The organism is Pseudomonas sp. B6(2017) (genome assembly GCF_002112765.1).
Lineage (GTDB): Bacteria > Pseudomonadota > Gammaproteobacteria > Pseudomonadales > Pseudomonadaceae > Aquipseudomonas > Aquipseudomonas piscis.
Window position 1 is genome coordinate 245,040 of record NZ_NEIQ01000005.1, and the last position, 12,750, is coordinate 257,789.

Genomic DNA, 12,750 nt, shown 5'->3' on the forward strand with positions numbered 1-12,750 from the left:
ATGCGAACAATTCTCGTTACCTTATGCGTCTTGTCAGTGCAGGAGCCTCCGGCTTGTCCCATTCCGCTACCGTCGAAGGCCTCTACCTGGCCCATCACAGTTGGTTGAACACCTGGTTGCGGCGCCGCCTCGGCTGCCCCGACAGCGCCGCCGACCTGGCCCAGGACACTTTCATCCGGGTGCTGGGCGCCCGGGAAACCCCGCTCCTCGTCGAACCCCGGGCCTTCCTCGCCACCATCGCCAAGCGCGTGCTGTGCAATCACTACCGGCGCCAGGACCTGGAGCGCGCCTATCTGGAAGCCCTGGCGCAGTTGCCCGAGCAGGTCGCGCCTGCGGAAGAAGAACGGGCGATCATCCTGCAGACCCTGCAGGAGCTGGACAGCCTGCTCGATGGCCTGCCACCCCAGGTCAAGCGTGCGTTCCTGCTGTGCCAACTGGATGGCCTGGGCTACGCCGAGATCGGCCGCGAACTGGGTATTTCCATCGCCACGGTCAAGCGCCACCTGAACAAGGCGGCCATGCGCTGCTACTTCGCCCTTTGAGAGCGCCGATGAATCCCCACCTCAATGCCCAAGCTGAGTTCAGCAACCAGGTCGCCGAGCAGGCGGTGCACTGGTTGATCCAGATGCAGGACGGCCCGTTGGATCCGCGCCAGCAGCAGGCCTGGCAGCAGTGGCACGACGCCCACAGCGAACATCAGCGGGCATGGGCCCATATCCTGCGGGTCAACCAGCGTTTGCGCGGCTTGCCCTCGCCCCTGGCCCATGCCGCCTTGAATACCCCGAGGTCCAGCGGCCGGCGCCAGGCTCTCAAGCTGCTGCTGGTCCTGGGGGTCGGTTCCGCGGCGGCCTGGAACCTGCGCGAGCACAACCCGCTACCGCCGTTGCTGGCGGACTACAGCAGCGCCCGGGGCCAGCGGCGCAAGCTGCAGCTTAGCGACGGCAGCCAGTTGCAGCTCAACACCAGCAGCGCGGTGGATGTGCGCTTCGACAGCCAGCAACGGCTGATCCGCCTGCTGGAAGGCGAAATCATGCTCAGCGCCGGCAAGGACCCACGGCCACTGGTGGTGCAAAGCGCCGAGGGCCTGGTGAAGACCAGCGCCGCACGCTTGAACCTGCGCCAGTTCAGCGGCCACAGCCAACTGGCGGTGTATGCCGGCGCCGCCCGCGTGGAGCCCGGGACCTACAGCGCCGCGCCTTCCCAGGTAGCGGCCGGGCAGCAGCTGGACTTTCGCCGCGACGGCTGGGACGCTCCCCGCGCCCTGGAGGCCGGCAGCGGCGCCTGGAGCGAGGGCATGCTGGTGGCGGCCCACATGCGCCTGGCGGACTTCCTCGACGAGCTGGGACGTTATCGCCGGGGCCGCTTGCATTGCGATGCCCAAGTGGCGGACCTGCTGATTTCCGGCAGCTACCCCCTGGATGACAGCGAACGGATCCTCGACCTGTTGCAGGTCAGCCTGCCAGTCCGGGTGCGACGCTTCACCCGTTACTGGGTCAACGTCGAGGCTCGCGCCTGAACCTCGTAGCCACCTTGCTTACCAGCGACGGAGTCCGATGGATCGGCGAGCCAACCAAGCGCGCATTGCCTTGGGAAATTTTTTTCATGATCGATGAGCCGTTTTGCCAGGCTCGGGTGACAAGAAGGGAAAGCCACCTTGATTCTTCCTTCTCAGGATCGCCATCGATGACTCAGCAACCCTCTCGCCCCACGCCCCTGGCCCGCTCACTGCGTCACCTGCTGCTGGGGGCCAGCCTGGGTCTGGCCAGCCTGTCCCAGCTCCAGGCCGCCGAGGTTGCGGGCAAGTCCTACCACATCGCCCCGATGTCCCTGGAAAGCGCGCTGAACCAGTTCGGCCGTGAAGCAGGCGTGCTGATTTCCTTCGGCTCGCAACTCACCCATGGCGTGCAGAGCCACGGCCTGGATGGGCAATACAGCACCGAACAGGCCTTGCAGATCCTCCTGCAGGGTACTGGCCTGCAAGCCCGGGCCGAGGGCGGCAATGCCTTCAGCCTGCAACCGGCAACACCCGGCGCAGCAGCCACCCTGCAACTGGGCGCCTCCAGCGTGGTTGGCGATTGGCTGGGCGATGCCCGCCAGGTCGATGTCTTCGAGCATGCCGGGGCGCGGGACGTGATCCGCCGTGAAGAGTTCGAGCGCCAGGGCGCCACCCAGGCGCGGGACGTGCTCAACCGGATTCCCGGGGTCAACGCACCGGACAACAACGGCACCGGCAGCCATGACATGGCGCTGAACTTCGGCATCCGCGGGCTCAACCCACGCCTGGCTTCGCGCTCCACGGTGCTGATGGATGGCATCCCGGTGCCGTTCGCCCCTTATGGCCAGCCCCAGCTGTCGTTCGCGCCCATCAGCATGGGCAACATGGACGCCGTGGACGTGGTGCGCGGCGGCGGTGCCGTGCGCTACGGCCCGCAGAACGTCGGCGGCATCGTCAACTTCGTGACCCGGGCGATTCCCGAGACGCCGACCGTCAAGGGCGGCTTCCAGACCGAGACCAGCCCCTCCTCCAGCCATGACGGCTTCAAGACCAACGCCAACCTGCTGGCTGGCGGCACTGCCGACAATGGCCTGGGCGGCGCGCTGCTGTACTCCGGCACCCGCGGCGGCGATTGGCGCGAACACAGCGGCACGCGGATCGACGACCTGATCCTCAAGGGCAAGTACCAGATCGACGAGGCCAACAGCCTCAACGCAACGGCCCAATACTATGAAGGCGAGGCCGACATGCCCGGCGGCCTCAACGTGGCGGACTACAAGGCCAACCCTTATCAGTCGACCCGCCCCTACGACAAGTTCTGGGGCCGGCGGACGATGTTCAACCTCGGCTATCGCTACCAGGAGGATCGCCGCGAATTCACCGTCAACAGTTTCTTCACCAAGACCCTGCGCAGCGGCTACCTGGACCAGGGCAGCTTCCTCTCCCTGTCGCCCCGGGAATACTGGGTGCGCGGCCTGGAGACGCGCCTCGCCCAGGGTTTCGACCTGGGCAACAGTAGCCACGAAGTCGGGATCGGCTATCGCTACATCAACGAAGCCGGGCACGAGCTGCGCTACCGCACGCCCATCAGCGCCAACCAGCAGCTGCCCACCCGCAACAGCCGCAACGACCGCGACACCCGTGGCGGCACCGAGGCCCACGCATTGTTCGTCGATGACCGCATCGATATCGGCAAGTGGACCCTGACCCCGGGCATCCGCTACGAAATGATCGAGTCGCAGCAAAGCAACAACCTCAGCAACGTCAAGTACAAGGGCAACTACAACACCGCGCTGCCGGCGTTGAACGTGATGTACCACGTCGACGAAAACTGGAATCTCTACGCCAACACCGAGGGCTCGTTCGGCAGCGTGCAGTACAGCCAGATGCCCAACCGGGTGGCCAGCGGTGAGGTGAAGCCGGAAAAGGCCCGCACCTGGGAAATCGGCACTCGCTACGACGATGGCACCCTGCGCGCCGAGCTGGGCGCCTTCCTGATCAACTTCGACAACCAGTACGACAGCAACCAGACCAACGATACGGTGATCGCCCGCGGGCAAACGCGGCACCAGGGCATCGAGAGCAGCATCAACTACGCCCTCGACGGCCTGGATCCGGCATTGGCCGGGTTCAATGTCTATGCCACCTATGCCTACGTCGACGCCACCATCCGCGAGGACGGGCCGAACAAAGGCAATCGCGTGCCCTTCTCATCCAAGCACAAGGGCACCCTGGGGGTGAGCTACACCGAAGGTCCGTGGAAGCTCAACTTCGACAGCAGCTACCAGAGCAGCCAGTTCGCCGACAACGCCAACACCTCCCGCGAAAGCCTCGACGGCAGCAATGGACGCATTCCCGGCTACATGCTGTTCAGCACCCGCGCCGGCTATGACTTCGGGCCGCAACTGTCGGACCTGAACGTGGCGGTGGGGGTGAAGAACATCTTCAACCACCAGTACTTCACCCGCTCCTTCGACGACAACAACAAGGGCAAGTACGTGGGCGAGCCGCGGACCCTGTACGTGCAGACGTCGGTCGCGTTCTAAGGCCCCACAAAAGAAAACGGGCCTGCAATGCAGGCCCGTCAGGTCGAGGGAAAATCCAGCTATCAGCTATTGAGCGCAGCCTGCTGGTTTTCCAGGAATTCTTCTTCGAGCAGGGCATCCGCCTCGCTGCCGTCATTGTCGGACACTGCTGCCGGGCGCTTGGCGCGCAACTTGCCGAACATGTGCTCCAGGGCACTTTCCAGCTTGACGGTGGCGCCGTCGATGGCCTGCTCCAGGGTATCGGCCTTGTGGGTCACGGAAATCGGCTGGTGCCCCTTGGGCCGGGCCTCGAGCTGGCAACGCAGGTCATCGGGACCCGACTTGCCGCCGTTCTCGTCACGCAGATGGACCACCACCCGGGTCAGGTCTTCCTCGTAACGTTCGAGCGTGCTTTCAACGGTGCTGCGCACCCACTCCTCCATCCGAAGGCTGCTTTGAATATGGTTATCGCTATGGACTTGGATTTGCATAGTTCTTCCCTTATTTCAGCTTGCTCGCAAGAGGCCTGGAACCTGGCTGTGACCAGCATTTCGTGACCTCTTGATTACACAATTAGGCACGGCGAAGAACATTTCAACCCCTGGAAAAATATAAATATTCATACGCAAATAAAGCCGGACAAACCGCCAGGGCGCTGTTAGTGTGGGGAGTCAGCCGCGCTTGCGACACGACTTGAAACAGCTCATTCCTGCCCCTCTCCCAGGGGGTGCAGGCCGCGAAATATCTCCGCTTCCTCCACCAGCCAGTCATGCACCGCCCGCACCCCGGGGTGGCTCAGTGCGCCTGGCGCATAAAGCAGCACGTAACGCTTGTGATTGGGCACCGCGAGGCCGAACGGCACGATCAGGGTGCCGCGCTCCAGCTCGTCGTTGAGCAGGGTGCGCCGGGCGATCGCCACACCCATGCCGGCGATCGCCGCTTCGATGGTCAGGTGGTTGCGGTTGAAGGTATGGCCGCGACGCACATCGGCGCCTTCGAAGCCGATGGCATTGAGGTAGAACTCCCATTCGGCATATTCGTAGCTGCCACGCCAGGCAGTGATGTCGTGCAGCAGCGGAAAGTGCGCCAGGTCCGCCGGCCCGTGCAACGGTGGCCGCCCACGCAGCAGGCTCGGCGCGCACACCGGGAAGATCTGCTCGTCCAGCAGGGCGGTGGATTGCAGGCCCGGATAGCTGCCGTCGTTCAGGTCGATGGCCAGGTCGAAGTCACCCTCATGCAGCGCCACGCTGCTGTCCTCCGCCACCAGCCGCAACTGGATCTCCGGGTAGCGCTGCTGCAGGCGCGGCAAACGCGGGGTCAGCCACTTGCCGAGGAACGAGGGGATCGAGCGCAGGCGCAAGGTACCGCCGATCATGCCCGCATCCAGGCGGCGCAATTCGGCGTCGATGCTGCCGTAGGCCTCGCTCACTGTCAGGGCCAGGCGCTGGCCCTCGGCGCTGAGTTCGACACCCCGGGCCCGGCGGTGGAACAGGCGAAACCCCAGGCGCTCTTCGAGCTGGCGGATCTGCTGGCTCACCGCCCCGGGAGTGATGTGCAACTCCTCGGCACAGCGGGTGAAGGACAGGTGCCGCGCGGCACAGGAAAACACATGCAGCCAGACATAGGTCTGGGCATGAAACTGACGGCTCATCGTTTAGTCCTGCTAAAGGATCTCTTAGGAAATTTCGTTGGTCACTGCTGACCGAGGTTGGCAGTATCGCCGACATTGCGCTTGGCCTACAAAAAATGGCAGCGATCTACCTTCCATTGCTTGTAAGGCTTTAGCATGGCTATCAGTGTTTTCGATCTGTTCAAAGTTGGCATCGGTCCGTCCAGTTCCCATACCGTCGGCCCGATGCGCGCCGCCGCGACCTTTGCCCAGGCGCTGTTCGAGCAGGGCCTGCAAGAGCAGGTGCGGCGAGTGCAGATCCGCCTCTACGGCTCCCTCTCCGCCACCGGTGTCGGCCACGCTACCGACCGCGCCAGCGTCATGGGCCTGATGGGCGAATGGCCGGACAGCATCGACCCGCGCAGCATCGGTCCACGCATCCAGCAACTGCGCGAAAGCGGCCAGTTGCTGCTGGGCGGTCGCTCGAGCATCGCCTTCGATTGGCGGCAGGACTTGCTCCTGCTGGACGAAAGCCTGCCCTACCACCCCAACGCCATGACCCTGGTCGCCCTGGGCGAACACGGCGCCCTGCTGGAACAGACCTACTACTCGGTGGGCGGTGGTTTCATCGTCGAGGCCGCGCAGGTCGAGGCCGGGACCGAAGCCGGCGCCAGCGTGCAACTGCCCTACGACTTCAACAGCGCCGCCGAGCTGCTGGCCCTGTGCAAGACCCACAACCTGCGGGTCGGCGAGTTGATGATGGCCAACGAGCGGGCCTGGCGCAGCGACGCCGAGATCCGCAGCGGCCTGCTGCACATCTGGTCGGTGATGCGCGAATGCGTGGAACAGGGCCTGAGCCACGAAGGCATCCTGCCCGGCGGTCTCGACGTGCCACGCCGCGCCGCCAAGCTGCATCGCAACCTGCTGGAGATCGGCAAGCCCAACGTCATCACCTCGACCCTGTCGGCCATGGAGTGGGTCAACCTCTACGCCCTGGCGGTGAACGAAGAGAACGCCGCCGGCGGACGCATGGTCACCGCCCCCACCAACGGCGCGGCGGGGATCATCCCGGCGGTGCTGCACTACTACATGAAATTCAACCCGCAAGCCTGCGACGACGATGTCGTGAGCTTTTTCCTCGGCGCCGCCGCGGTGGGCATCCTGTGCAAGAAGAACGCCTCGATCTCCGGCGCCGAAGTCGGCTGCCAGGGCGAAGTGGGTTCGGCCTGCGCCATGGCCGCAGCCGGCCTGGCGGAAGTCCTGGGAGCCACCCCGGAACAACTGGAAAACGCCGCCGAGATCGGCCTTGAGCACAACCTCGGCCTGACCTGCGATCCGGTGGGCGGCCTGGTGCAAGTGCCCTGCATCGAGCGCAACGCGATTGCCGCGGTGAAGGCGATCAACGCCACCCAGATGGCCCTGCGCGGCGATGGCCAGCATTTCATTTCCCTGGACCGGGTGATCCGCACCATGCGCGATACCGGCGCCGACATGCATGACAAATACAAAGAGACTTCACGGGGCGGCCTGGCGGTGAGCTGGGTGGAATGCTGAGGAGCCTTCCCTGACCGTCCGTAACACGTGAGCCCGAGCAAGAATAATAACGAGGCGATACCGATGACCGATGTACCCACACCTGCTACTCAACATCCTGCCGTAGCGACACCCCGCGACAGCGCGCCAGCCTCCCGGGGCTGGAGCAAGCACGACACCACCTGGATGCTCGGCCTGTATGGCACCGCCATCGGCGCCGGCACCCTGTTCCTGCCGATCAACGCCGGGGTCGGCGGCTTCTGGCCGATGATCGTGCTGGCACTGCTGGCCTTCCCCATGACCTTCTTCGCCCACCGTGGGCTGACCCGCTTCGTCCTGTCCGGACGCTCCGGGGACATCACCGAGGTGGTGGAAGAACACTTCGGGGTCGGCGCCGGCAAGCTGATCACCTTGCTCTACTTCTTCGCCATCTTCCCGATCCTGCTGGTGTACAGCGTGGCCCTGACCAACACCCTGGGCAGCTTTATGGAACACCAGTTGCACATGGCCCCGCCGCCGCGGGCGGTGCTGTCGCTGTTGCTGATCCTGGGCCTGATGGCCATCGTGCGCTGCGGCCAGGACGTGATCGTGCGGGCCATGAGCCTGCTGGTCTACCCTTTCGTCGCCGCCCTGCTGTTGCTGGCCCTGAGCCTGATCCCCAACTGGAACGGCGCGTTCTTCGCCTCGGCCGGCGACGGCATGCCCATGCCGCTGTTCCTCAAGACCCTGTGGCTGGCGATCCCGGTGATGGTGTTTTCGTTCAACCACTCGCCGATCATCTCGGCCTTCGCCGTGGACCAGAAGCGCCACTATGGCCAGCAGGCCGAACGCAAGAGCAGCGGCATCCTGGCCATGGCCCACGCCATGATGGTGCTGACGGTGATGTTCTTCTGCTTCAGTTGCGTGCTGGCCCTATCGCCGGCGGACCTGGCTGCAGCCAAGGCGCAGAACATCTCGATCCTGTCGTACCTGGCCAACCACTTCCAGACCCCGGTCATCGCCTACGCCGCGCCACTGATCGCGCTGGTAGCCATTACCAAGTCGTTCCTGGGCCACTACATCGGCGCCAGCGAAGGCTTCCAGGGGCTGATCGTGAAAAGCCTGCGCGGTCGCGGCCGCGCCCTGTCCTCCAGCCACCTGGAAAAGCTCACCGCGTTGTTCATGGTGCTCAGCTGCTGGGCAGTGGCGACCTTCAACCCGAGCATCCTGGGCATGATCGAGACCCTGGGCGGCCCGGTGATCGCCTGCCTGCTGTTCCTGATGCCGATGTATGCGATCCAGCGCGTACCGTCGCTGCGCCAGTACTCGGGCCAGCTGTCGAATCTGTTCGTGGTACTGATCGGGCTGATCGCACTGTCGGCGATCATCTTCTCCTTCCTGCCCTGAAACGGGGCGACAACGAAAAAGCGGACCTTGCGGTCCGCTTTTTTTTGCTCACGGATTCATTGGCCGGCGCCGACCGCGGCATGCCCCTTGCTTGATCGCCCGAGAGGCGCACGGATGCCGGCAAGCCTCGACGAACGACCGGCCAGTGGTCCGCAATTGCGAACTAATCTCGCACCCGGCCGGTCAATGTCTGCACGATCCCAGCAGGCGGTGACGCGACATGGACAACCCATTGCAATTGATTACCGACACTTTCGCTCCCCAGTACCAGGTCAACCTGAGCATCCAGGGCCTGGACGGCAGCATGATGCTGACCCTGTCCCAGGCCGGCCAGGTGGTGGCCAAGCGCCTGATCAGCTCGGCCCAGCGCAGCGACCCGCAACGCATCGAACGCCTGGTACAGAGCATCCAGTTTGGTATCGCCATCGAGCAAGGCCACAGCGCCATGGCGATCCTCCAGGCCATGACCAACGGCGACCGCCTACCCCTGCCGCCACCGGCAAACCAGGCAGCCCAGGCGCAGGCGCGACCTCACTAGATCTCGCCTTTCTCCACTTCCGGGTGCTCGCTGGAACCCTCGCCGACCTTGCGTTGCGGGTGTTCGATCTTCACCGAGGGAAATTGCGAGGACGCGTAGCGCACCACCAGCACGGCAAAGGCCAACAGCAGGATGCCGCCGCACAGGTAGATGATCCCCAGGTCCGGCGGATTGTGGTGGGAGACGTTGGAGATCAGCAGCCGGGTCAATGCGGTGATCGCCACGTAGATCAGGAAACGCACCGGCATGTGGTTGGTCTTGAAGTAGATACCGACCATCGCGCCCAATTCCAGGTAGATGAACAGCAGCAGGATGTCGTCGATCTTGATGTGGCCTTCCTCGAGCATCTGCAGGAATTCCATCACCGCCGCCCAGGCGGTCACCGCGCCGATGGCGAACAGCGCCAGGTAGTGGAACGATTCGACGAACAGGTTGCCCAGGGACTCGGCCAACTGATGGACGTTCTGCCGCAGGTTTTCGGCCCAATTGATTTTCACGATGGTTATTCCTTAGGTCGTTTCGACCGGATGATGCGCAAGGGACGTGACGGTTGTCCTGCATGCAGAAAAAAGGCCAGGGGCACGTCATTGAGATGGCGAGCATTGCCGACGAGGCACGTACCTGACAGCAACTACTGCTGGGATCGATGGCCGGGGAAAAAAATCCGTCTACATTGAAAAGCCACTATCCAAGGGAAAAGGTTTCGCCTATTCTCTCGAACCTGTATATCGATACAGTATTTGTATCGACCCATTATCGTGAAGGCATGTGAGGTGGTGAATGGCCGTCGAAGTGGTATACCGCAGCAGCCGAGATCTGGAGCGCTTGTTCATGGATAAAGCCGAAGCTGACCGTCATGACAAGATGCTCGAACTGGCTGAAGTGCTGGCGCAGGTGCTGCAAAAAGCGGTGCCGTCGCTGACCGAGCAACAAGTGGAAGAAGCCGGCATCTACATGGCCAAGAATCGCGATGTATTCGCCAAGGCCTTCAAGAGCCAGCCGGATGCGCTGAACGAACTGCTCAGCGAGGCGGCGCCAGCCGTGGCGCCGGTCGAGAAGGAGCAGCCCGTAGAGGTGGAGGCGCCAGCCAAGCCGGCGAAAGCGGCCAAGGCCGCGAAATAGGCTTGCCCCGATCAAAAAGCCCTGCGTCCACGACACAGGGCTTTTTTTCATGCCTGGGAATGGAGTTGCCATCCGATGGCGTTCGCCCTGTAACGCCTTTGCGTACTCGCCACGCTCACGGAGCAGGTTCCCACACCCTGCACCGTGCCGGGCAGTACCCGGACGCGATGTCCATGGCCTCGAGGATGCGCTCTTCTTCAGCGCCAACCGCCTCGAGCCGAAGGTGGGCAAGACGGTCGTATACAGCCTGAGCTGAAAACCCGCGCTCCCTGTACAACACCAGGACCTGGCGGATCGCCTGAAGATCCAGAGCGCTGTGCAGCACCCGGGTCAGCTGTTGATCCAATCCGTCGTCGAGCACTTCAGCCATCGTCCAATGCATTCCCCGGGTGGTCGGTCGCAGCGATGGTTGGCCCCTTGCCCGCCAACCGCTGCAGATACCGATGTTACATAAAGCCAGCATCGGGTTACCGCTGCCTAGCGATAGAGCACCCGCTCCGCCAATTCGTCGGCGATGCGTGCCGGCGAGCGCTTTTGCGCCTGGGCATGGGCGAAGATCTCGGTAAGGCGCAGGCTGATCTGCGACAGGTGGGCGGTGATCACCGGCAGTTCCTCGTTATGGTGCTTGAGCGACACGTAGATCAGCCCTCCGGAATTGATCACGTAGTCCGGAGCGTAGAGGATGCCACGCCGCTCCAGCTGGTCGGCGACCTGCAGGTTGGTCAGCTGGTTGTTGGCAGAACCGGCCACTGCAGAACAGCGCAGCTGCGCCACGCTGCGGCTATTGAGCACCGCACCCAGGCCACAGGGCGCGAGGATGTCGCAAGGGGTGCTGAGCAAGGCGTCGTTGGCCACCGGATGCGCGCCCAACTGTTCCATGGCCAGCTGGACCTTGCCGGAGTCGATGTCGCTGACCAGCAATTCGGCGCCAGCGGCATGCAACTGCTCGGCCAGGGCATAACCGACATTGCCCAGCCCCTGGATCGCTACCCGCAAGCCCTCGAGGTTATCGCTGCCCAGGCGTGCCATGGCAGTGCTGCGAATACCGGCGAACACCCCCATGGCCGCATGGGGCGCCGGGTCGCCAGCGGCGCTGGTACTGGTGACGTAACGAGTCTGCTGGGCGATGCAGTCCATGTCGGCCACCGAGGTGCCGCTGTCGATGGCGGTGATGTAGCGTCCGTCCAGTTGCTCGACGCAACGGCCGAAGGCTTCGAACAACGCTGCGCGATTCTCCACATGGGCCGGGCGAATGATCACGGCGGTGCCGCCGCCCTGGGGCAGGCCGGCCAGCGCCGCCTTGTAGCTCATGCCCTGGGCCAGGCGCGCGGCATCGGCCACGGCACTGGCATCGTCGGGATAGGGCAGATAACGACAACCGCCCAAGGCAGGCCCCAGGCGGTTGTCGTGGATGGCGATCACTGCTTTCAACCCGGTCGCGGGGTCGATACTCAGATGCAGCGATTCAAGGCGGGTGCTGTGCATGAGAGCGAACATCGACGGGCTCCCGAATCACTTCTTGTAGTCGCCAGTATAGGCTTGCGCCTGAAAATTGCTGCGCCGCGCAGGAATAAGCCGCCCGGCTTTGCAACCTTGGAGAAATAACCAATGGCGATGGTCACAACACTGGACGAAGCGCCGGGACGGGGCTAAAACGAGGCATTCGCCGGAGGTTGCCATGAACCCGCGCCAAGCCTTTTTCGCCTGCCTGCACCGCTCGCCACCGGCCTTGCTGGAGGCCGCGCTATGGATCGCCGCCGAACACGAACCACAACTGGTGCCGGGCCAGTTGCTGGAGGAGTTCAAGCATATCCAGCAGCAGATCGGCGGCAGCCTGCCGTCGCTGCCTGCCAGCGAACTGGGCCAGCCCCTGCTGCGGCGGATGAACGACCTGGAATTCCAGCAGGACGAGTACCTGCCGCTGCGGCCCCAGGCAGCACTGATGGACAAGGTTCTCGAACGGCGTCGCGGGCAGCCCCTGGCCCTGGCCCTGATCGCCCTTGAACTGGCGCAGCGGCTGCATATTCCCCTGGTGGGGGTGAATTTTCCCGGCCACTTCCTGCTGCGGGTGCCCGGCGCCGACCACCTGCTGGACCCTTGCGGCGGGCGCCGCCTGTACCCCAACGACTGCCGCGAATTGCTGCAACGCCAATACGGCGATCACCTCAAGCTCAAGGCCGAACACCTGGCCAGCGCCGAACCACGACAGATGTTCCAGCGCCTGTCGCGCAACCTGCGCCAGTTGCACCTGGCCCATGACGACTTGCTCGGCGCCCTGGTCGACGCCGAGCGGGTGCTGGAATTGGGCGATGGCAACGCCGCCGACTACCTGGCCCGGGCCAGCCTCTACCAGCGCCTGGAATGCCCCAATGCCGAACGCTTCGACCTGGAACGCGCCCTGCTGCTCAGCGAGGATCCGATCCAGCGCCTGCGCCTGACCGAACGCCTGGGGCACCTGCCGCCGGCGAACAAAGTGGTGCACTGAGCCCGGCAAGGCATGACAGCGCCTTTGGCGCCCAGGCATGATGGCCGGCCCACTCCA

12 protein-coding genes and 1 pseudogene are annotated in these 12,750 nt (G+C 64.0%); 8 read left to right on the top strand and 5 right to left on the bottom strand.

Going from position 1 to position 12,750, the window contains the following annotated elements; all coding sequences use genetic code 11:
• Positions 1 to 53: 53 nt before the first annotated feature.
• The 3 genes from CAG11_RS10590 (at position 54) to fecA (ending at position 4,041) form a co-directional block, all read left to right on the top strand.
• Positions 54 to 542, top strand: a complete 489-nt coding sequence (locus tag CAG11_RS10590; RefSeq protein ID WP_085596270.1) for a sigma-70 family RNA polymerase sigma factor — start codon at positions 54 to 56, stop codon at positions 540 to 542.
• Between the two features lie 8 nt (positions 543 to 550).
• The gene (locus tag CAG11_RS10595) at positions 551 to 1,516 is read left to right on the top strand and encodes a FecR domain-containing protein (RefSeq protein WP_085596271.1); all 966 of its coding nucleotides are present in this window, start codon (positions 551 to 553) and stop codon (positions 1,514 to 1,516) included.
• Positions 1,517 to 1,683: 167 nt separating this feature from the next.
• A complete protein-coding gene (gene fecA / locus CAG11_RS10600; protein ID WP_085596272.1) occupies positions 1,684 to 4,041 on the top strand; it encodes a TonB-dependent Fe(3+) dicitrate receptor FecA in 2,358 nt (785 codons plus the stop codon).
• A gap of 62 nt (positions 4,042 to 4,103) precedes the next feature.
• Here the strand turns inward: fecA and CAG11_RS10605 are convergent, their stop codons facing one another.
• Entirely contained in the window at positions 4,104 to 4,511 is a 408-nt protein-coding gene (locus CAG11_RS10605) for an HPF/RaiA family ribosome-associated protein (RefSeq protein WP_031320917.1), read from the bottom strand.
• Between the two features lie 212 nt (positions 4,512 to 4,723).
• Entirely contained in the window at positions 4,724 to 5,671 is a 948-nt protein-coding gene (locus CAG11_RS10610) for a LysR substrate-binding domain-containing protein (protein ID WP_053134202.1), read from the bottom strand.
• Between the two features lie 135 nt (positions 5,672 to 5,806).
• On the opposite strand from CAG11_RS10610, the gene CAG11_RS10615 reads away from it, so the two are divergent.
• The 3 genes from CAG11_RS10615 (at position 5,807) to CAG11_RS10625 (ending at position 9,086) form a co-directional block, all read left to right on the top strand.
• A complete protein-coding gene (locus CAG11_RS10615; protein WP_022642383.1) occupies positions 5,807 to 7,183 on the top strand; it encodes an L-serine ammonia-lyase in 1,377 nt (458 codons plus the stop codon).
• Positions 7,184 to 7,246: 63 nt separating this feature from the next.
• Complete coding sequence (locus CAG11_RS10620) at positions 7,247 to 8,548, top strand: serine/threonine transporter (protein WP_085596273.1); 1,302 nt, start codon at positions 7,247 to 7,249, stop codon at positions 8,546 to 8,548.
• A 220-nt stretch (positions 8,549 to 8,768) separates the two neighbouring features.
• Positions 8,769 to 9,086, top strand: coding sequence for a DUF3509 domain-containing protein (locus CAG11_RS10625; RefSeq protein WP_085596274.1), 318 nt, complete (start codon positions 8,769 to 8,771; stop codon positions 9,084 to 9,086).
• Here the strand turns inward: CAG11_RS10625 and CAG11_RS10630 are convergent.
• A complete protein-coding gene (locus CAG11_RS10630; RefSeq protein WP_022642380.1) occupies positions 9,083 to 9,583 on the bottom strand; it encodes a phosphate-starvation-inducible protein PsiE in 501 nt (166 codons plus the stop codon). The genes CAG11_RS10625 and CAG11_RS10630 overlap by 4 nt on opposite strands.
• A gap of 283 nt (positions 9,584 to 9,866) precedes the next feature.
• On the opposite strand from CAG11_RS10630, the pseudogene CAG11_RS10635 reads away from it, so the two are divergent.
• A pseudogene (locus CAG11_RS10635) lies at positions 9,867 to 10,121 on the top strand (YebG family protein); the annotation flags it as partial.
• A gap of 202 nt (positions 10,122 to 10,323) precedes the next feature.
• On the opposite strand, the gene CAG11_RS10640 reads toward CAG11_RS10635, so the two are convergent.
• Positions 10,324 to 10,578, bottom strand: coding sequence for a hypothetical protein (locus CAG11_RS10640; protein ID WP_022642378.1), 255 nt, complete (start codon positions 10,576 to 10,578; stop codon positions 10,324 to 10,326).
• A 107-nt stretch (positions 10,579 to 10,685) separates the two neighbouring features.
• Positions 10,686 to 11,705 (bottom strand): Glu/Leu/Phe/Val dehydrogenase dimerization domain-containing protein, encoded by a 1,020-nt coding sequence (locus CAG11_RS10645; protein ID WP_085596276.1) that lies wholly within the window; start codon positions 11,703 to 11,705, stop codon positions 10,686 to 10,688.
• 181 nt (positions 11,706 to 11,886) lie between these two features.
• Between CAG11_RS10645 and CAG11_RS10650 the strand changes: the two genes are divergently transcribed.
• A complete protein-coding gene (locus CAG11_RS10650) occupies positions 11,887 to 12,693 on the top strand; it encodes a SirB1 family protein (RefSeq protein ID WP_022642376.1) in 807 nt (268 codons plus the stop codon).
• The last annotated feature ends 57 nt before the right edge of the window (positions 12,694 to 12,750 follow it).

Coding starts and splice junctions, on each gene's coding strand:
- CAG11_RS10620 (WP_085596273.1), top strand. CDS start 7,247: ATGACCGATGTACCCACACCTGCTACTCAACATCCTGCCGTAGCGACA.
- CAG11_RS10645 (WP_085596276.1), bottom strand. CDS start 11,705: ATGTTCGCTCTCATGCACAGCACCCGCCTTGAATCGCTGCATCTGAGT.
- CAG11_RS10615 (WP_022642383.1), top strand. CDS start 5,807: ATGGCTATCAGTGTTTTCGATCTGTTCAAAGTTGGCATCGGTCCGTCC.
- CAG11_RS10605 (WP_031320917.1), bottom strand. CDS start 4,511: ATGCAAATCCAAGTCCATAGCGATAACCATATTCAAAGCAGCCTTCGG.
- CAG11_RS10610 (WP_053134202.1), bottom strand. CDS start 5,671: ATGAGCCGTCAGTTTCATGCCCAGACCTATGTCTGGCTGCATGTGTTT.
- CAG11_RS10650 (WP_022642376.1), top strand. CDS start 11,887: ATGAACCCGCGCCAAGCCTTTTTCGCCTGCCTGCACCGCTCGCCACCG.
- CAG11_RS10595 (WP_085596271.1), top strand. CDS start 551: ATGAATCCCCACCTCAATGCCCAAGCTGAGTTCAGCAACCAGGTCGCC.
- CAG11_RS10640 (WP_022642378.1), bottom strand. CDS start 10,578: ATGGCTGAAGTGCTCGACGACGGATTGGATCAACAGCTGACCCGGGTG.
- fecA (WP_085596272.1), top strand. CDS start 1,684: ATGACTCAGCAACCCTCTCGCCCCACGCCCCTGGCCCGCTCACTGCGT.
- CAG11_RS10625 (WP_085596274.1), top strand. CDS start 8,769: ATGGACAACCCATTGCAATTGATTACCGACACTTTCGCTCCCCAGTAC.